Source organism: Dethiosulfatibacter aminovorans DSM 17477 (assembly GCF_900142005.1).
GTDB classification, from domain to species: Bacteria; Bacillota; Clostridia; order Tissierellales; family Dethiosulfatibacteraceae; genus Dethiosulfatibacter; species Dethiosulfatibacter aminovorans.
Map to the genome: position 1 here is coordinate 57,344 of NZ_FQZL01000004.1, position 20,079 is coordinate 77,422.

The 20,079-nt window shown below is 44.1% G+C and carries 18 protein-coding genes and 1 riboswitch; of the genes, 11 read left to right on the forward strand and 7 right to left on the reverse strand.

Annotation, left to right across the window (positions count from 1 at the left end; all coding sequences use genetic code 11):
* Positions 1–480: 480 nt before the first annotated feature.
* The gene (locus tag BUB05_RS00255; protein ID WP_073045382.1) at positions 481–1,266 is read left to right on the forward strand and encodes an aspartate/glutamate racemase family protein; all 786 of its coding nucleotides are present in this window, start codon (positions 481–483) and stop codon (positions 1,264–1,266) included.
* A 114-nt stretch (positions 1,267–1,380) separates the two neighbouring features.
* On the opposite strand, the gene BUB05_RS00260 is transcribed toward BUB05_RS00255, so the two are convergent.
* Complete coding sequence (locus BUB05_RS00260; protein ID WP_073045384.1) at positions 1,381–2,901, reverse strand: HAL/PAL/TAL family ammonia-lyase; 1,521 nt, start codon at positions 2,899–2,901, stop codon at positions 1,381–1,383.
* 18 nt (positions 2,902–2,919) lie between these two features.
* Complete coding sequence (locus BUB05_RS00265; RefSeq protein WP_094762595.1) at positions 2,920–4,551, reverse strand: BCCT family transporter; 1,632 nt, start codon at positions 4,549–4,551, stop codon at positions 2,920–2,922.
* Positions 4,552–4,823: 272 nt separating this feature from the next.
* On the opposite strand from BUB05_RS00265, the gene BUB05_RS00270 reads away from it, so the two are divergent.
* From BUB05_RS00270 to BUB05_RS00295, 6 genes are all read left to right on the forward strand, one after another.
* Positions 4,824–6,473, forward strand: coding sequence for a sigma-54 interaction domain-containing protein (locus tag BUB05_RS00270; RefSeq protein WP_094762596.1), 1,650 nt, complete (start codon positions 4,824–4,826; stop codon positions 6,471–6,473).
* A gap of 58 nt (positions 6,474–6,531) precedes the next feature.
* Positions 6,532–7,041: a (2Fe-2S)-binding protein gene (locus BUB05_RS00275; RefSeq protein WP_281257982.1), complete on the forward strand. Its 510-nt coding sequence runs from the start codon at positions 6,532–6,534 to the stop codon at positions 7,039–7,041.
* Positions 7,034–9,325 (forward strand): xanthine dehydrogenase family protein molybdopterin-binding subunit, encoded by a 2,292-nt coding sequence (locus BUB05_RS00280; protein WP_073045386.1) that lies wholly within the window; start codon positions 7,034–7,036, stop codon positions 9,323–9,325. Before BUB05_RS00275 ends, BUB05_RS00280 begins: the two co-directional genes overlap by 8 nt.
* On the forward strand, positions 9,322–10,332 hold the full coding sequence (locus BUB05_RS00285) for an FAD binding domain-containing protein (RefSeq protein WP_073045388.1): 1,011 nt from the start codon (positions 9,322–9,324) through the stop codon (positions 10,330–10,332). Before BUB05_RS00280 ends, BUB05_RS00285 begins: the two co-directional genes overlap by 4 nt.
* Positions 10,333–10,441: 109 nt before the next feature.
* Complete coding sequence (locus BUB05_RS00290; RefSeq protein ID WP_073045391.1) at positions 10,442–11,638, forward strand: aromatic amino acid lyase; 1,197 nt, start codon at positions 10,442–10,444, stop codon at positions 11,636–11,638.
* A 10-nt stretch (positions 11,639–11,648) separates the two neighbouring features.
* A complete protein-coding gene (locus tag BUB05_RS00295) occupies positions 11,649–12,737 on the forward strand; it encodes an aromatic amino acid lyase (protein WP_073045393.1) in 1,089 nt (362 codons plus the stop codon).
* A gap of 119 nt (positions 12,738–12,856) precedes the next feature.
* Here the strand turns inward: BUB05_RS00295 and BUB05_RS00300 are convergent, their stop codons facing one another.
* From BUB05_RS00300 to BUB05_RS00320, 5 genes are all read right to left on the reverse strand, one after another.
* Positions 12,857–13,312 (reverse strand): YkvA family protein, encoded by a 456-nt coding sequence (locus BUB05_RS00300; protein WP_175548484.1) that lies wholly within the window; start codon positions 13,310–13,312, stop codon positions 12,857–12,859.
* Between the two features lie 89 nt (positions 13,313–13,401).
* Positions 13,402–14,160 (reverse strand): ABC transporter ATP-binding protein, encoded by a 759-nt coding sequence (locus tag BUB05_RS00305; RefSeq protein ID WP_073045395.1) that lies wholly within the window; start codon positions 14,158–14,160, stop codon positions 13,402–13,404.
* Positions 14,161–14,198: 38 nt separating this feature from the next.
* Positions 14,199–15,212 carry an ABC transporter substrate-binding protein gene (locus tag BUB05_RS00310; protein ID WP_073045397.1) on the reverse strand — a complete coding sequence of 338 codons (1,014 nt, stop codon included), beginning with the start codon at positions 15,210–15,212 and terminating at the stop codon, positions 14,199–14,201.
* A 28-nt stretch (positions 15,213–15,240) separates the two neighbouring features.
* Complete coding sequence (locus tag BUB05_RS00315) at positions 15,241–16,041, reverse strand: ABC transporter permease (RefSeq protein WP_073045399.1); 801 nt, start codon at positions 16,039–16,041, stop codon at positions 15,241–15,243.
* Positions 16,016–16,306: a thiamine-binding protein gene (locus tag BUB05_RS00320; RefSeq protein WP_073045401.1), complete on the reverse strand. Its 291-nt coding sequence runs from the start codon at positions 16,304–16,306 to the stop codon at positions 16,016–16,018. Before BUB05_RS00320 ends, BUB05_RS00315 begins: the two co-directional genes overlap by 26 nt.
* 58 nt (positions 16,307–16,364) lie before the next feature.
* Positions 16,365–16,472: riboswitch (TPP riboswitch) on the reverse strand.
* A gap of 477 nt (positions 16,473–16,949) precedes the next feature.
* On the opposite strand from BUB05_RS00320, the gene modA reads away from it, so the two are divergent.
* Genes modA through BUB05_RS00340 form a run of 4 tightly spaced genes read left to right on the forward strand, consistent with a single transcriptional unit; the run spans position 16,950 to position 20,064 of the window.
* On the forward strand, positions 16,950–17,786 hold the full coding sequence (gene modA, locus BUB05_RS00325; protein WP_073045403.1) for a molybdate ABC transporter substrate-binding protein: 837 nt from the start codon (positions 16,950–16,952) through the stop codon (positions 17,784–17,786).
* Positions 17,779–18,588 carry an ABC transporter permease gene (locus tag BUB05_RS00330; protein WP_073045405.1) on the forward strand — a complete coding sequence of 270 codons (810 nt, stop codon included), beginning with the start codon at positions 17,779–17,781 and terminating at the stop codon, positions 18,586–18,588. Before modA ends, BUB05_RS00330 begins: the two co-directional genes overlap by 8 nt.
* Positions 18,589–18,603: 15 nt before the next feature.
* Positions 18,604–19,317 carry an ABC transporter ATP-binding protein gene (locus BUB05_RS00335; RefSeq protein WP_073045407.1) on the forward strand — a complete coding sequence of 238 codons (714 nt, stop codon included), beginning with the start codon at positions 18,604–18,606 and terminating at the stop codon, positions 19,315–19,317.
* Positions 19,318–19,335: 18 nt separating this feature from the next.
* On the forward strand, positions 19,336–20,064 hold the full coding sequence (locus BUB05_RS00340; RefSeq protein WP_073045409.1) for a Rossmann-like domain-containing protein: 729 nt from the start codon (positions 19,336–19,338) through the stop codon (positions 20,062–20,064).
* Positions 20,065–20,079: the final 15 nt, after the last annotated feature.

Consider the following 20,079-nt stretch of genomic DNA (forward strand, 5'->3'; position numbering starts at 1 on the left):
ATATATTTTATTTTTTTGGTGGTATGCTGCTTGTTTGAAAATCAATTCAATGTTGTTTTCAATTCTAAATAATAAAGGCTTGGGGCTAAATCTGAAATTAAATGCTTTAATAGAATACAGAAACCATCCATAAGAACGTGATAAATCTCCAAAAAGTAGAAATATGCAAATGTTCCATATACACATAATCACAAATAGGAATATCAATATTTTTAAAATTGGTCTACTCATCATTTCTCTTCCACTCCTAATCAAGTATTGTCAAAATCAAAACCAATAAAGAACTTATTGATACGCTAGTTAAAATAACTGAATCAACCCCTTTGTCCAAACTTAAGATTACTGTCAATTACTTAAGAAAGAAAGCGATACTACACTATTCTCAATACAAATCACTCTCCAACTGCCATATAATATATCTAAAGACAAAGGTGTTAATCACCGCTAATGCAGTAAATTAAAAAATCACAGGAGAATGATATGTATCAGAACAGAGATATGAACATCAACCATATGAAGACACGCTACAGCGGTCTTTGCTCGGGAATGGGTCTTGGGATAATGGTCCTCGACATGCATTATCCGGGATTTCCGGGAGACATCAGAAACCCAAGCTCCTACCCCTTCCCCATCCAGTACGAAATAATAGAAGGACTGGATCTCAACCCTCTGCAGTACGAAGACCACATGGAAAGGTTCCTTCCGTTGATGATTGCAGCAGCAAAGAAGCTCGAGAAGCTGGGATGCAGGGCAATTGCCGCAGAAGGGAGCTATTTCGGAAACTATCAGAGGGAAATTGCAGACGCTGTTAATATCCCTGTCTTCACATCCAGCCTACTTCAGCTTCCAATGATCCAGCAGACGATATCATCAACCAGGAAGGCAGTCATTCTAACTCCCCTGAAGGAAAGGATGACCGAGGAGTATCTTTCAAACTTCGGAGTCCAGCCGGGATCCAATTATGTAGCAGAAAGCATTCACGACCATGTGAAGTGCACCCAGTTCATAAAGCTCTGGGGAGCTCCAGGAATAGAAGCCGAGGGAACCATAGAATTTGAGACGGCAAGGGACCAGATGGTTGCAAGAGCATTGAAAATCAAAGAAGACCATCCCGACATGGGAGCACTAATCTTCGACTGCACCGGATGGACGCCTTATTCAAGAGCCATACAGCAGGCAATCGATGTTCCCGTATACAGTTGGGGAACACTTCTTGATTCAATCAACCTCGCCGTCAACTGCAGGGAGTATTACGGAAACGTATAGGAAACAGCTAGACTCTTGATTGGATCAGTAAATAAAGAGTCTATATTAAACTGGAAAAAGGGAAGGCCTTAGCCTTCCCTTCTTCCGTGTGTTATTATATATCCAATCATAGAGTTAGTTAATTACTTTTCTAACGGCATCAAGAATCCTGCCGGACTTGACCAATTCGTACGCTGCCTTGAAGTCGGTAGTAAGAACCCTGTCGTTGTCGTAATAAGGTATTTCCTCCCTTATGACATCATAGGCGGCCTTGGTACCCTTTCCAAGATTGATATCCTCTCTCAGGTCCACTGCCTGGGCTCCATGCATTGCCTCGATGCCTATTATGTATCTCAGTATATCCACAATCTGACCTGTCTTTTTAACAACATAAGGTGTGTTGTTTGCATGGTCCTCCATATTCAGGGATACGGAGAAATAATCAGCCGTAGCAGGGTTGGAAAGGTGTCTTATCTCGGTATCAAGAGACGTGAACGTCTTCTGTACGGTACTGAAGCCCAGGATATCTCCCTCTGAAGGAGTGAGGAACCTGGAAAGCTTAGTGAATACAGGCTCCGCCATTCTCATAGTCCTGTGCGAGCAAACCTTCGACAAGTGGCTTAAGGCTATTCCCATCATCTCGAATCCTATAGCCCAGTTTGCAACCTCGAAATTCTGACATGAGATTATCCTGTCCTGCTCAGGAAGTACACATGGATTGTCGTCGGAAGTATTCAGTTGTATTGTTAGATACTTCCACACATGCTCCAATGAGTCAAGAACTGCTCCATGTACGGCGCATGCATCCCTGAAGCTCAATGGATCCTGGACAGACTTCGTGATTGATTTCTTGTTGAGATAGCTTCCATCCAGATACTTCCTAACTTGAGCTGCACAGTGAATCTGTCCAGGCATCTTCCTTATTTCATTGACCTTCTCGTCAAGAGGAGTGACATTGCCGTCAAAACCTTCCAGGGAAAGGGCGTATACTATGTTTGCAGTTTCCACAAGCTCCCTTATCTCCTGGAGGACAAGGGCACCCGGTCCCGATGAATGGGCGCTTGATGAAACTATGGCCAGTCCGTCCTTAGGTCCCAAAACGACAGGATTGAGACCTGCCATCTTCATGGCTTCCCCTGCAGGCATCTTCGTACCTCTGTAGTACACATCCCCTTCTCCCATTACCGCAAGTCCTATGTGGGAAAGGCAGCTGATGTCCGCCTGCCCTACAGACCCTCTTTCCGGTATTACGGGATGAATTCCGTGGTTCAGGAACTCCTTGTACATAGCTGCCACTGCAGGCTGTATTCCCGTTCTTCCAACCAGGAAGGTGTTGAGCCTTGCAAGTACTATGGCTCTGGTATTCTCCTCCGTAGCCTCAGGCTCTACCGCAACGCAATGTGCATAGATCAGATTCCTGTTGTACTGCTCGAAATATGCCTCGAATACCCTCTTGTCCTTGTTTACGCCTACTCCCGTTGTAAATCCGTATATGGGTAATCCCTTGTCTGCAAGGTCGAAGACGAATTTTCTTGTCTCTTCAAGCCTCACCATGGCTTCAGGAGAGATTTCAACCTTCAAGCCCTCCTTAGCCACCCTAGTCACATCTTCAATTGTCAAATCCTGACCGTTCAGTATCAATTTCTCCTTATCCATTTCAAGCCTCCCAATTGTTTATTTTTCTTGTTCTTCGCCTGCTATGGCTATTTCTCCCATGAGTTCCGATTCTATTACGCATGTCTCAGGATAGTATGCGGCATCGTATTTTTCTCTCTGCGTAAACATCTTCAGCATGGATACCGCAAGAGCCACATAGATGAAAAGCACAGGAAGAGCAGAAGTCATAGGAAGCAGCTTTGTTGACTGCATGATATCCACTGCACCTTCTGTTGATGACGTAGATGCCAGTATGCTCAAGAACGCTACAGAAGACATTACAAGCCCCCAGAATATCTTGATATTGTTTGGAGGTTCAACCTCCGCTCCATGAGGTACGTCTATGGAAAGCGAAGCAACTGTCGAAGTCATTGAGTCGCAAAGCGTAACTACTGACAGGAACAGGGTAATCATGAATCCTATCTTCGTAACCATCGGCAGAGGGAAGTTGTCAAGGAACGAGAAAACCGAAGCTTCGAGCCCCTGTGTCTGGATTACATTCCAAATCTGTCCTCCGGTGTCAAGTTCGAGCTTTATTGCGTTGGCTCCGAATATTCCGAACCACAGTATTGCAAAGGATGCAGGCACCATAAGATTCATAATTATGAATTCCCTTATGGACCTTCCCTTGGCTATCTTACCCAGGAAGAGACCAACCATCGGCCCGTAAACTATCATCCAGATCCAGTAGATCACAGTCCACCACATTGGCCACAGGTTTCCTTCGATGGCGCTCAGGTAGGTCATCCTCGGGAAGAATTGGTCCAGAGACCTTCCCAGGGCCTCAACCGTGAAAAACATGGAGAACCTTGTCTGTCCCACTACAAAGATGAAGAATAGAAGGCCGATGAATATCTTGGCGTTCATGTCAGAAAGCCTGCGGATTCCTCTCTGAAGGCCAGTGTAGCTCGATATGATGAAAGTTGAAACAACAACAACCAGCACTATCCCCCTTACCGTATTTGTAGGCTCGATACCGAAAATCGCATAGAATCCTGCTCCGAAATTAAGAGCTGCAACTGCAAGGATTGCGGATACAGATACTGCTATGGCGAAAAGACAGATATTGTCCACAATGTTACCTATGGTTGTGAAGCTTTTCTTGCCAAAGAGAGGATATAGCGTTGAAGAAATCCTGTATGGAAGCTTCATGTTGTATATGGCAAAACCTACGGCTACTCCGAATATGCAATAGTGTGCATATGAAGGTATTCCCCAGTGAAGCATGCAAACGGACAGACCCTCGAGAGCCATCTCGTTGCTTCCCGGTGCAAATCCTGTTCCCGGTATTCCACTGTTTAAGTGGAATATCGGCTCGGCAATTCCCCAGAAGACTATTCCTGTTCCTATACCTCCGCACAGGGCTATTGCAAACCAGTTCCACCTGCTGAGAATGGGCTTTGCATCCTCTCCACCAAGGATGATATCACCGTGCTTTGAAAATGCCAGCCATGCCAGTATTGCTATATTGATCATTGCCATCATGGAATAAAGCCAGCCAAACCAGTTGTACTGGAAATTTGATATGGCGGACTCGAAATTATAAAACGCTGTCGGGCTTACGATTCCCATCATGATTATTACTACAAAAATTATACTCATTGGAATGAATATAACCTTTCTTACAATATTAGAATTAGTTCCGTTCAAAATAGTACCTCCATCAATATATTTTGTTTTTATTTCAATTTTCTGTTTCCGTCATTCTCCCTCCCTTGAATTTATTAAATTGAAATTTCCATAATGATAATTGCAAAATCCATGCCTGAAATGAATCTCCGCTATATATTTCAATTTACAGAATATTTGCCGGATTATCATCAATATGCCCGTATATTTGACAAAACACCAATAAAAGCGCATAATATTGTTGCGAAACTTTATGTTTCATTCGCAACATTTCGTTGCGCCAAGGAGGAATTATGAAGAATATAAATACCGGAATAATAATCGTCGACATGACAAAAAACATATGCATCAGATCAACTGAAGCAGCATCTTCGATATGTGTTGAAGGAGAACAAGTTCCGGGCCGCATAAGTAAATTGATATACGGAGCCGGAAACAAATCCGAAACCACCGTAGAAGAAAGGGATTATCTCCTGGAATACAGCCACAGCACAGATGAAGGCTACAGCACCTTTACCGTTGCCGACATCACCGAACTTAACAGGATGGAACTTGAAAACAGAATACTGAACAAGTCAATCGAGTACGTACAGGATGCAGTCTATGCCATTGACAGGGAAGGCAGGGAGCTTGTCCTCAACAGGATTGAGAGGTTCATGCCCGCATACAGGGAAAAGCTTGTACGGGAAATGATGGAGGTGTTTGAAACGGGTCAGGCCGTACTTGGAAACTACAACAAGTACATAACCCTTGACCACAAGGAAATTCACATGCTCTCAACCCTTGTGCCCGTAAAGGATGGAGATGAAGTCATAGCTGTACTCCTCATTAACAGGTATCTCAACAGGATTCAGGAAACCCTCTCAAGGGTCCAGAATCTTCAGCTGAAGAACAGGATATCCGGGAATGCAAAGCTTCCCGACAACAATACCAGTTACACATTTGAAGACATAATTGGTGAAAGCAAATCATTGGTCGAAGTCAAGGAAAGAGCCATGAAGGCTTCATCAAGCAACATACCTATCCTCATACAGGGTGAGACAGGAACAGGTAAGGAGCTATTTGCCCAGAGCATACACAATGCAAGTCCCAACTCCAGAGAACCCTTCCTTGCAATCAACTGTGCTGCAATTCCGGGAACACTCCTGGAAAGCATTCTCTTCGGTACGAAGAAGGGTATATACACCGGCGCGGAGAACACAGAAGGTCTGATGGAACAGGCAGGAGAAGGAACTCTCTTCCTCGACGAGATAAACTCAATGAGCATGGATCTGCAGGCCAAGCTTCTGAGATCACTCCAGGAAAAAAAGGTGAGGAGGCTGGGCAGCGGAAAGGAAATACCTATCAACTGCAGGATAATAAGCTCAGTCAACGAAGACCCCGAGAAACTAATATCGGATGGAAGGCTTAGAAAGGACTTCTTCTACAGAATAGCAGCCCTGACCCTTGTGGTTCCCCCTCTCAGGGACAGGGAAAGGGATATACTGCGTCTTTCCAACTTTTTTATAGAAAAATTCAGCAGAATCTACGGTAAATTCGTCACAGGAATGTCCCCCCAGCTGGAGGAGCTCTTCATGCTGCACAAATGGCCTGGAAACATAAGGGAGCTGGAGCATGTTATCGAGTCTTCCTTCAACTTCATAGACAATGAAACATATCTGACAACCAGGAATCTTCCCAACTATTTTCAAATCAAGGCAAATGAAGACAAGTTTTCCGAGCAAAGGGATATTATGAACACCTCAAACATGGAAATGAGGACCGACTCCCTTCCACAGCTCCTCAACGAGATAGAAAAGGGAGTAATCATGAGCACGTTGAAAAAAAACGGCGGTAATATTACCAAGTCCGCTGAAAAGCTGGGAATAAAGAGGCAGAACCTTCAGTCCAGGATGAACAAGCTGAAGATTTCCAAGTCCATAGTTTTTGACAGGGAAGATTGATGATGTTGGCACGGAATATGCATGGTATATTTCGATTAGACTTTTAGGAGGATTCAAATTGGAAAACAATCTGACTATCGAAATAACGATAAACGGCAAAAAAATGACCCAGCAAATATCCCCGGCCATGACCCTGCTTGACCTTATCAGGAAGGAACTCAACCTGAAAGGAACAAAAAAGGGCTGCAACAACGGCAACTGCGGATCCTGCACAGTGCTCATGGACGGTAAGCCGGTTAATTCATGCATGACGCTGGCTGTACAGGCAGATGGGAAAAACATCCTTACAATAGAAGGATTGTCAGACGGCAGTATCCTTCATCCCATACAGGAATCATTCATAGAAAAGGGAGCAATCCAGTGCGGATTTTGCACTCCCGGTATGGTGATATCCGCCAAGGGACTTCTTGACAAAAATCCGGAACCCACCGAAGACGAAATCAGGGAAGGCATATCGGGAAACTACTGCAGGTGCACTGGCTACACCAAGATAACAGATGCAGTCAAACATTCTGCTGCAGTTTTAAGAAATGAAAAGGATCAGCTTATGGAGGTGGACCATGAGTAAGATGAAAACAGTGGGAAGCTCTTTCCCGAGACACGAATCAATAAGCAAGGTTACGGGCTCAGCGGAGTACACCGATGACTTGAATTTCCCCAATGCAGTATATGGTGCAATACTCCGCTCTCCACATGCAAATGCGGTGGTCAGAAGCATGGATGTTAAGGATGCGCTGAAAATCCCAGGCATCCTTGCCGTACTGACACCTGATGATGTTACCCATAAGCTGTTCAACTGTTCGGGAAATCCCCCCTCCGACCTCCTTTTCAAGGATGAAAGGATACTGACTGACCGTGCCCTCTATGCAGGAGACAGGATTGCAGCAGTCGCCGGAGAAACGGAAGAGGCGTGCAAAAAAGCCCTAAATGCAATTACGGTTGATTACGAAATCCTCAAGCCCGTGTTCAGGATTGAGGATGCCCTCAAGGAAGGTGCAGCACCGATTCATCCCCACCTTTACGACAGCAACATAGTCAAGAAGTTGGAGGTCAACACCGGTGACATGGAAAGGGCTTTTGAAGAATCCGACCACATATTCGAAGAGGAATTCTACACTCCTCAGATACAGGTAACGGCAATGGAACCTACTGGTTGCATATGCGACTATACAAACGAAAAGAAGCTTAACATATGGAGCACATCCCAGACGGTTTTCCAGGAAAGGCGAATCCTGGCAGATCTCCTCGACATGAAGGAAAAGGACATACGCATGGTCAAACCTGCAATGGGAGGGGGATTCGGAGCAAGGCAACAGCTTCACAACCAGCATGTCTGCGCCCTCCTTTCCAAGGCTGTCAAAAGACCGGTGAAGATAATAAACACCCGCGAAGAGGAGATGCTGGCAACCATAGCAAGACACGAAGTCAAATTAAAGATAAGGATGGGAGTCATGAATTCGGGCAGGATAAACGCATGCCATATCGAATCATACTTCAATACGGGACCCTACACCAGCCACGGACCTACAGTCGTTGCCGCAGCGACAAAAAAGATGCAGTACAATGTCCCCAACTACCGCTTCGAGGGATACTGCGTGCTTACGAACTCACCTGTAAGCGGTGCAGTAAGAGGCTATGGAAATCCTCAGATAAACTTCGGCCGAGAAATCCTGCTTGACAGGATAGCAAAGAAGCTTCAAATGGACCCAGTTGAGCTCAGGCTCATGAATCACGTTAAAACAGGAGAAAAATTTCCCGGCTGGACCGATCCAATAGAAAGCTGTGCCATTGAGGACTGCATAAATGGAGTTATGGAGCTCAAGGATGATATAGACAAAGCCGACTGCAGTGAAAAAGATGAAAACATCGACGAAGCATGGGGAGTGGCATTCGGCTGCCACACTTCGGGTCCCTCCAACAAGACGGGCATGAGCTCCGCAATAGTAATGGCAAACGGCGACGGCTCTGTAAACCTCATGGTGGGCTCAGCCGACATAGGACAAGGAAGCGAAACCACCTTGAGTCAGGTTGCAGCCGAAAGGCTAGGAGTTGAGTTGTCGGACGTCAGGATTAAGGCAGCCGATACCCTTAACACCCCCTATGACACAGGTACATTTGCCAGCAGCCAGATGTTCGTCTGCGGAAATGCCGTCAGAAAAGCTGCAGACAGCCTCATTGAAAATACAAGAAGAGCCATATCCGACAGATTCAGCGTCCCTTTCGATGAGATATCCTTTAATTGCTTTGACGGATTCTCACTGGAAGTTGACAATATCGAAAAAACAATAACCTTTAAAGAAGCAGTGAAGGAAGTCACCTTCGGCGCTACAGGAATGGTTCTCATTGGAAATTCAAGCTACAAGGCTGAAGCCGCACCTCCTCCCTTCTCCGTGTGCATGGCAAAGGTGGCGGTGAACAGGATAACGGACGAAATCAGGGTGAAGCACTTCATACAGGGTGTGGACGTAGGAACAGCCGTAAATCCGTCAATAGTTGAAGGGCAGATTGAAGGCGGTATCCACATGGGACTTGGCTATGCCCTAATGGAAAATATTGAGATAAACAACATGGTTAAGAAACCCGTATCGTCGGACCTGCTTCATTACAAGGCGCTCCTGTCAGAGGACATGCCGGAAACCTACACATACATTGCCAAGGGATATGAGCCCAAGGGACCCCTTGGCGCTAAAAGCGTAGGAGAGCTTTCAACGGTGGCGGTTGCTTCTGCCGTTGCAATTGCCGTTACCAATGCTACAGGCAACGAAATAGTGGAGCTTCCTCTTTCGAAAAAATACACACTGACGGGCTCAAGATCTGACCAGAGGAAGTTTTTAAGGGAGGTTCAACAATGATATTAGATTCAAAACTTAAATACCATGCTCCAAAAACCATGAATGAACTCGTTTCCCTTTGGAAAAATACTGAAAACAGCAAGATTTTGGGAGGAGGTACGGACCTGATCCCCCTCATGAAATACGGAGTCAAGGATCCCGACTGTCTACTGAGCATCTCCAAACTTGAAGAAGCAAAAGGTATTGCGGAAGATGATGACCATCTGTCAATAGGTGCACACGTTACTCTTGAAGAAATATCCAAGAACAGAAGCATCCTGAAACATTTCCCATCCCTGGCATATTCCGCAAGGTGTGTAGCGTCTCCCCAGATCAGGAACACTGCAACAATAGGCGGAAACATAATGCAGGACAGAAGATGCATATACTACAACCAGACGGATTCCTGGAGAAGCAGCATCGCTCCCTGCTTCAAGACGGGAGGGAATGTTTGCCATCAGGCTCCAAATTCCCCTGTATGCAAAGCTCTCTATTATTCTGACGTAGCGCCGGTTCTCATGGCTCTTGAGGCTGAAGCCATCGTAGTTGAAAAAGGTTCTGAAAAGGCTATGGCCGTATCGGAACTGGTAGCATCCCATGTATCCTTAAACGGAACAACAGAAGAAACGGATATCCTTGTTCTAAGGTTCATTTTAAAAAAGGACGCCAGCTCCACAAACTCTTTTTACAAGTACAGCATCAGGCAGTCCATAGACTTCCCTGTCCTCAACATTGCCGTAAACTATAGGAAACCGGCAAAAGACGGACAGAAAAATGTCCTGAACATAATTGCAGGCGCAGCCGGTCCAGGACCCATAAAGCTTGAAGAAACAGAGAAAAATGTACTGGAACATATCATCAGTGGAAACATGTCCCTTGAAGAATTATGTGACAATGCGATTGAGGAAATCACAAAAAAGTCAAACCTCGTAAGGGAAACCGGACTGTCCATTCAAGCCAAGAGGAAATACCTCAAGAATATCGTACACGCTGTAAAGGATCTTATTGACACAGTAGACCGAACTTGATTCATATGAAACTCCCTGTCTCCCGGAGTCTTTCCTTCGGGAGACAATTGATGAACAAACATGACAGGCTTAACATGCCTGATTTATGAATAAAATAAAGGAGCAGTATATGAAAAAGCTTATCGATTTTAATTTTCTCTCGTCACTGGTAACATGTGAAAAAACACTCATGGAATCGCACTACCCTGAATCAATCACAAGAATCATATTGCATCTTCTTGCAGACAGTACAAAAGAGACAACCAAACATGATTCACTTGTGAAACTTACAGAAGGAACCCTTCCTCAACTTCCCCTGTCATTGAGTGTTGAAATGGAAATTGTACTCTTCTTTGAGAAGTTCCTAAAGGAAAAGGATCTTGAAATCATGGACCCATCATCTTTGCTCCACAAAATTCTGCCAATATCCTTCGGCATCTATACATATGTAAGAGCCATGGAAATTTCAAAGGCTGCAGACCTGGGTCTTTCCCTAAACCTTGAAGCCATAAGGGGAGAAAAGGGAGCCTTTGACCTTAGACTCCACAGCGAAGGAAAACAGTTTGTCCAGCAGTACAATTCCGCTGAAAACACATTAAGGTTACTGGAAGGCAGCAATTTCACAGAAGATGAGGGACGATACCAGTACGGATACGACGACCACCCCAGATGTCAGGATGCAATATCCTACAGGTCTGCACCACAAACCCACGGTGGAGCAAGAGATGTGTTCTGCTATCTGAAGGACACACTTAAACTTGCTGTCGATGAAGGCACTTATCTTCCTGAACAGCTTAGATATGCCCTGGACCTGACCATGGCAGCACTTTCTGACCTTGGAAACATATCCGAAAGGCGCTCCTTCAGACTCAACGGATATCAACTTTCCTACGGGCTTCCCCCAAACATGGTGTACCATGACCCGGGATACAACTACGGATTTGCAGTGACCCATGCAATTGCTACGGCCGTTCTGGGAGAACTTAAGTCCCTGTCGATTCCAACCAGGTCCAACATAGACTGTTCCATGAACAGCTCTCTGCCTCTTGATTCAGCATTACGAACAGTTGAAGGAACAGGCCATCTTTCAAAAATAATTTCCATAGAGATGTTCATGTCATGCCAGGGAATGGATATAGTCAAATCCAAGCTTCCCCATATGGACTTCGGGAAGGGTACCGGTGCCGCCTACAGTAAAATCAGGGAAAATATTCATACTGTCAGGGAAAACAGATATATAACTCCTGAGCTTCAGGAAATGGACAGATTGATATTTACCGGAGAGCTTATTGCAGCCGTTGAAGAGTCAACGGGAAAACTCAAATAGGGGGATTAAGATGGATAAACTGTATATTAACGGATACGACCTTACTGTAGAAGATGTCATGAAGGCTTTAAATGAGGATATTGAAGTAATTCTTGACGAGAAAGCCAGGGAGATGTGCAAAGACAGCAGAAGCCAGATCGACAGGTGGCTTGAAGGTGATCCGCCTGTCATCTACGGCATCAATACAGGACTGGGAAACATGAAAGATACCGTATTGTCACCGGAGGAGCACAAAAGATGGAACAAGACGATACCCTATCCCCATGCGGTGGCTCTGGGAAAGGCTATCGAACCTGAAATAACCAGAGCTTCACTTCTCCTGAGGGCAAATGTCCTTGCAAGAAGCTATTCGGCTGTGCGTGTCGAGCTTATCGAAAGGCTTCTTGAGCTGTTCAACTCAGGGTTGTCCCCTGTTGTTTACGAGCTTGGATCCACAGGTCTCAGCGATTTGTCACCCCTGTCCCAGAACACTATGTTTGTAGCCGGTCTGGAGGAAGCTAAAGCCTTTTCCGACGGAACAATGACAAGTGCCAGGGAAGCGTTCAAAAAAGCCGGTATCGAGGAAACCTTCGACCTTGAGTGCAAGGAGGTTCTGGCCCTCATGAACGGGTCGACTATGACCCAAGCCATTGCAATTCTCACTTTTAACAAGCTGGAAAGGATATTCGACGATATGTCGAGTGATATTGAAAAAACGGAGGCTACCCTATACCATTCGCTGAAAAATTCAATGAATCTAATAAAGCTGAACCTGAACAAGGAAAACAACGTATCCTGCGACAATCCTCTTCTGTTCAAAACAGATGGCAATAACTACGAACCCGTCATGGGATGCAACTGCTCCAACACTCAGATAGGGTATATGATGGATCTTGTCACCGTTCTCGTTTCAGATATGTGCAAGTGGATGTACAGAAACAACAGTCATGAAGACAAGTCCTATGTACTAAACATAATAAACAAGCTTGACCAACTTGTAATGCCTGCAACTGCAGACTCCATAACTACCAAAACAAGCCAGGAAGACCATGTGGAGTTCAGCTACGGTGCGGCCAGAAAGGCAAAGCGTTCCGTGGAACTTCTTGAAAAAGCGCTTTAAATCAGCTATTCAACAATTAATAGACACGCATAAAATATTGGCACGGCACTTGCTTTTAATATCTATATATGATAACAAGACAGCGCATTCCTAATGGAGTGCGCTGTTGTTATCCATATTTATGTCTGTTCTATCTGTTCTAAGGCAGATGACTTCCGTTTCTCCCTCCAGTCCTTGTACTTCTCAAGATCCGCCTCAACTTGCTTCAAAACCAGGGTTATAATGGCCAAATCATCAATAAAACCCAGACCTGCTATGAAATCAGGCACAAAATCAAAGGGCATTACGAAATAAATGACTGCTGCTGTAGCCATGATTATGGACCCATAGGGAATCTCCCTGTATTCTCCTGAAGCATAATCATTTATCATCAAAATCATGTAGTTTATGCTGTCAAAAAGCTTCCTTAATGGCCCTTTCTTCCTCTCGTCCAGCTTCTTCTCCGCTCTTTTAAGCATCTTCTCCATCTTCTTCTGGTCTTCAAGAAGACTTTCCGCCTCTTTCTTCCACTTGTCGTCCTGTTCCCTGGAGAATCTCTCTATTGCATTCTTTTCAATACTTTTTTTGTCTATCACAACGCTCTCCCTTCTCAACATATCTAAAAGGACACGGGTATGCCCCGTGTCCAACATTTATGTTCAACATCTATACCTGAGTATAGTATCTAATGATTAAGCTTTTCTGTCAACTGCTTCTTGTAATCAAGGTACTTCTCCGTAAGGAGTATCTCCTTGTCCCTGGGTCTGTCAAAATCAACCTTCAGTTCGTGGATTATGTGTCCAGGACGATTGCTCAGCACATATACCCTGTCGGATAAATATATTGCCTCGTCTATATCATGGGTAATGAAAAGGACGGACTTTCGGTTCTGTTGCCATACCTTGAGAAGCCATTCCTGCATGTCGGACCTTGTAATTGCATCAAGGGCTCCGAAGGGTTCGTCAAGAAGCATAATGGGACTTCCAATGAGAAAAGTCCTGAGAAGGGCAGCCCTCTGCCTCATGCCTCCTGAAAGCTGGTCCGGATAGGAATTCTCAAAGCCTTCAAGACCGAACTCCGGCAGATGCTCCATGGCAGTCTTTATGCTGTCCTTCCTTCCTTCACCCCTAAGTTCCAGGGGAAGGATTACATTATCAATTATCTTCCTCCAGGGCATGAGAAGATCCTTCTGCTGCATATAACTTACAGTCTCACCGGATTTTTCAACTTCCACATCGTTAATGAAGATATCACCGGAAAAGCTTCCCTCCAAACCAGTAATAAGCCTGAATATGGTGCTCTTACCGCATCCGCTGGGACCTATTATGGAAACAAACTCATTGTCTCCAAGTTCAATATTTATATTGTTCAGCGTTTCAAGCTTTTCTCCATTGTCCATGAAATAAGTCTTTGAAACATTTTTTAGAAGGACTCTGCTCTTCATATAACCACCAATCAAAATTCTCTTTTTTTTGCAGCTTCTTACTTCAAAAATTCATTAGTAAATGCCTTTTCAGATTCAACATCGTTTGATATGAATTCATTCTCAAGAAGCCATGCTGTGTATCTGTCCCATACGGCTGCATCCTGGTATCCCCAATACTCGGCGTCTGCAGCGTACTTGTCTGCAAGGAATTTCTGGCTTTCAATTACAAGCTCTTCGTTAAGCTCGGGAGCTCCTGCCATAAGAGCTGCTGCTGCTTCTTCCGGGTTTTCTATTGCAAACTCATACCCCATAGCTGCTGCCTTCATGAAGTTTTCAACAAGCTCCGGCTTTTCTTCTATGTTCTTTTCGCTGGTTATGATCACAGGAGTGTAGTAGTCGAATACTTCAGCTTCCTTTCCAAGGTCTACATAGTTTACATCAAAGCCTTTCTGTCCTGCCTCAATTACAGACCATCCCTCAAATACCCATGCGAAGTCAACATCTCCGGATTCGCTTGCCGCAAAGAAATCAACATCTCCAATGGTAACAACTTCAACCTTCTCGGAATCCGCTCCTACCTGGTCCATCAAGTATTTAATAGTTGCCATTTCAACAGGCGAACCCCAGCCGCCATATTTCTTTCCTTCGAAGTCGGCAGGAGAAGTGATTCCCTTGTCGCTTGTTGACATGAATCCTGATGTATTGTGCTGGATAACTGCTGCAATTGAAACAATAGGTATTCCCTCTGCTCTTGCGAAGGTAACTGCCTCCTGGTAGCTGATACCGAATTGTGCGGAATCCGATGCCACAAGCTGTTCAGCAGTCGTACTTGGCTGTATGATCTCAACGTCAAGACCCATTTCCTCGAAATATCCCTTTTCCTTTGCTACATAGATACCAGTGTGGTTAGTATTAGGGAACCAGTCGAGGGTGAATACAACCTTCTCAAGTTGCGCCTCTTCAGGCTGCTCTGCCTCTTCTGCAGGTTCCTGTGTTTCCTGTGCCGGCTGACATCCGGCCATTGCAAATACCATCATTAACGCCAAAACCAATGCTAAAAATCTTTTCATTTCTTTCTCCTCTATATTTCTATATTCTTTATTTTGCCTTTCTCCAAGGCATGAGTTTCTTGCCGCAAAAATCAATGACTGCGACAAATATCAGTGTCATTATAATTATAAACACAATGTCTGCAAACAATGCAGGTATCCTGTATGATTTCATGACCCTTGTCATGAATATTCCAAGTCCTTCCTGTGCTCCAACCCATTCGGAAATCACGGCACCCATGACACTATAGGTAGCCGCTATCCTTAGGCCTGCAAAGAATGAAGGCATGGCTGCAGGAAGCTTGCACTTGAAAAATATCTGGTTCTCCGTAGCATTCATGGACCTCATAAGGTCTATGAGCTCTCCATCCACTGAAGAAAGACCCTCTGTCAGGCTCACGGCAATGGGAAAGAAGCAAACCAGTACTACCACTATGATCTTCGGAGTAAGTCCAAATCCGAACCAAACCATCAACAGGGGTGCAAGGGCCATTAATGGAACCGTCTGGGTTATAATCATAAATGGATAGAAAAGGTCCTTTATGAGCCTGTATTTATCCATCAATATGGACAGTACCGTTCCCAGAACCAGAGATATTGCAAATCCACCCAGCACTTCAATTATAGTAACTCTTCCATGCTTCAATAACAGTGGAAAGGAATTTATAAACTCCCTAAGGATTACTACCGGTGACGGAAGAATCCAATCCGGCACCTCCATCTGGTCGACCAGAATCTGCCATACCATGATAAGCATGATATAAAATAGAGCCGTCACAGTCTTGTTGAGATATATCTTGTCCGAATATCCCACGTATCTTTTCTTATCTGTATTTATGAATCTTTTCATCCATTGTCACTCCCTCCGGAGCATAGTCAATCTTCACTATGGACACTACCCTTATGGCCCCTTCCTTGACACAAAGTTCCTGAGCCTCCTCCACAATACCAAGCAGCTCGTGAAGATCTCCCTCCATTGTGGTTTCCATTGGACCCACCTCGTACTTCACTCCCTTGCTGGCAATTAGCTCTATTACCTTGTCCACTGCCGGGTATATGTCGTCAACTCCCGGAATCTTCGGAAGTATCTGTAGACTTACATTGATGTTTGCCATTTAGTTCTCCTCCTTAAAACAAAAAGACTGCCTGATGGCAGCCATTAATTGTAGGTTTATATTTCTTTATCGAATCTCCCTACGCTGGCATTATCCAGATCAGGTAAATGGTAAGAACAGTATCAGTTCTATCTCAGCCGGTTCACCGGCCCCCATGTCCTAAATGGATTATATAGCAAAGTCGATGAGCTGTCAATGGAATCAATGAAAGCGCCCTCAGCGAAAACCTTTTCACGAACATTCGCTCAAAATCCAGTTTTATGAATGCACCTGTCCATCCTCATCTGCCAAATTCCCCTTATTAATTTATTGAATCAGGATAATGATTTTCTAAAATAAAATCAAAAAAATTTCCATATTTCATGAAAATGTTACCATTTCGTAAAACATCGCATTTTCATCAAATATAAACTTCAATATCCATGAAATGCATAAAAATAACAGTTGAAATATTTATTAATTTATGATATATTACCCAAAACACATAATGACAAACATATTTGGAGTTATCAAACATTTACGTTAGCTCATAGGCGAATATTATTCATTTTCTGCGTAAGCATTTTCGTCTAAATTCTCAAAAGACTCTTTTCATATTACAAAACCAGTTGCATTCCGAATGCAACGCAGCCAGGAGGGGCCTATGGAAAAATTTACAAAATTCATATGCAGTATCGCAACCTTATTTCTTTTATTGACGGTATCAGCCTGTACTTCAGGCAGCAGTACCGGCAGTCAGACTGAAGGCAACCAGCAGACTGAAGAGATCCAGCTGGCAGATGCTTCCACTGAAGAAACAAGTCTCCTTGTATACAGCGGCGCTGGATTGAAAAAACCCATGGCTGAAATTGGAGAGATGTTTGAAGATGAAACCGGAATAATGGTTGAATATATATTCGGTGGTTCGGCGCAGCTCTTGTCACAGATTGAAATCAGCGGAAAAGGAGATGTCTTCATTTCCGGTTCCATGGATTCATACAACTCTGCAGATAATAAGGGTCTGGTTCTACCCTGCTTGCAGGTGGCCTATCATGTTCCCGTAATCGGTGTCCCTGAAGGTAATCCGGCCAATATACAATCACTGGAGGACATGACGAAACAGGGAGTGAAGATTGTTCTCGGAGACGAAAAGGCCAATGCCGTCGGAAAGGCTGCCCAGAGAATAATAACCAAAACGGGATTGACAGGAATCAACGACAATGTTGTCGCAAAAACCGCAACCGTCAATGAACTGGCAATCCACCTTGAAATGGAGGATGCCGATGCGTCAATAATCACCAAGGATCTTGCATCCCACATGGAAGGTATCGAGATTATAGAGATACCGGTGGAATTGAATTCAATAGAAATCATACCTGTATGCACATTGACCAGTTCTGAAAATACAGGGGTGTCCAATGAGTTTATTGAATTTGTATCTTCAGGGAAGGGTAAGGCAATTTTTGAGAAATACGGATTCCCTGCCGTAGAAAATGACTAGTCCTGAAAGAGCAAAAGAAAAACGTGAAATACTATTTGTTTCAATCATGGTTTTCTTCATAATTATTGTAGCTGCCTTCAGCTTGACTCCAATAGCCTTGCTCTTGAAGATGGGTCTTGCAAGTTTAAAAACGGCACTCAAAAATGAAGAAATGATTTCAGCGATATTCCTGAGCTTCAAGACATCCTTCTGGTCAACCATCATATGCACGATATTTTCTCTGCCTGCATCATATGGATTGTCCAGATATGAATTTCCCATGAAAAGACTTCTTCTTCTTTTCATATATCTGCCCATGTCCTTGCCTCATCTCGCTTCAGGAATCGCACTTCTTTTGTTCTTCTCCAAGACGGCAATGGGGGAATTGCTGTCAGGAATAGGTCTGGACTTCATATTTACAGTCAAAGGCATAATAGCCGCACAGGTTTTCGTCAATATGCCTTATATGATAAAGATATTGAAGAACGCCTTCGATGAAATGGATATAAAAATGGAATTTGTAGCAAGAACCTTGGGCTGCAGCGAGTTCATGACTCTGTATCACGTCACCCTGCCCACCTGCAAGAAAAATTTGATTTCCGCTCTTGTCATAACGTGGTCAAGAAGCCTAGGTGAATTTGGGGCGGTTCTAATGCTTGCCGGGGCTACAAGGTTTAAGACTGAAACACTCCCAATGGCTATATTCCTTAATATGTCGACAGGGGATTTGGACCTTGCGGTGGCAGCAGCGTCAATATTGATTATTATGTCCATGGTTTCTCATGTAATATTTGAACAATTGGACAGGGATACAATACAATGAAAGGGATGATTGCAAATGCTGGAAATAAAAAACCTAAGCCTGCAGTTGAACGGCTTCAAACTGAAAAATATTAACCTTGAAGTCGATGACAAGGAATATTGTGTCCTCTTGGGGCCCAGCGGGTCGGGAAAGACTCTGATGCTTGAAACCATAGCAGGGCTCCACAAGGCAAGTAAAGGACAGGTTCTCTTCAACGGCAGGAACTTGCTGGAAATGTCTCCCGAAAGGAGGGGAATAGGCCTGGTTTATCAAAACTACGAGCTTTTCCCCCGCATGACCGTAAGGGATAACATCACATTCGGACTGCGCATCAGAAAGAAGAGCAATGAAACCATTAAGAGTGAACTAGGAAAGCTTATGGATTTATTCCGCATCGAACACCTTCTGGACAGATATCCGGCAAATTTAAGCGGCGGAGAGCAGCAGAGGGTAGCCTTGGCCAGAGCCTTGATTATTTCTCCAGGAATACTCTTCTTGGATGAACCGCTAAGCTCTCTTGACCATCTGAACAAGGAACTGTTGATGAACGAGCTTCAAAGAGTCCACAGGAATTCCGGAATAACAATCATTCATGTAACACATGATCTTGATGAAGCTTTTTTCCTGGCAGATAAAATCGGTGTCATGACTGCAGGAGAACTTATAAAAACGGAAACGAAGAAAGAATTCATAAACAAGCCCAGGTCTTTTTTACTTAACCAGCTGAAGTTCTGTAAAAAGGCCATATAAAACTAACAGGAGGAAAAAATGGAGTTTTATTCAAATCTAAATAAAAAATTCAAGGAATTAGTCAAGAGCAACAATCTTGAAAACGAATCAATAATAATTGAAACAAGGGCATTGAAACCCGAAGAGGCAATTGGACATACATCAAGGAAGGATTACCCCATTCTAACAGGCAAGGAAGTGTTGATGAATGCATATTTCAAGGAATGCATAGGCCAGTCATTCACAAATGCACCGAGCAAATTCAAAGGCACCCTCAAGGATGTTGCATCACTTGACCTGAGCTTCAACAAGAACAGGGCAATATTCATATCCGTGCTGAATGCCACAATGAAGTATCTTGGATTGATTGACAGAACCATACACTGCAAAAATGAGGAGCCGGAAATTTGTTCCGGTAAATACCTTGACTACCTAAAGGAAAAATACGGCGATGTAAAAATAGGTTTGGTGGGTTATCAGCCTTCAATGCTTGAAAAACTGTCGGAATCATTTGAACTCAGGATTCTCGACCTTGACAAAAACAATATAGGGACAAACAAGTACGGCATTGTCGTGGAAGACGGCGAAAAAGCTTTTTCTTCCGTCGTTGACTGGGCCGACATCATTCTTGTTACAGGAAGTACAGTCGCAAACGGCACGGTAGTTGATTTTATCAATCTCGACAAGGAAGTAATATTCTACGGAACTACAATTGCCGGAGTTGCCCACTTGGAAAAATTGAACAGGTGCTGTTTCTGCGCCAATTAGAAACAATCTAAAATT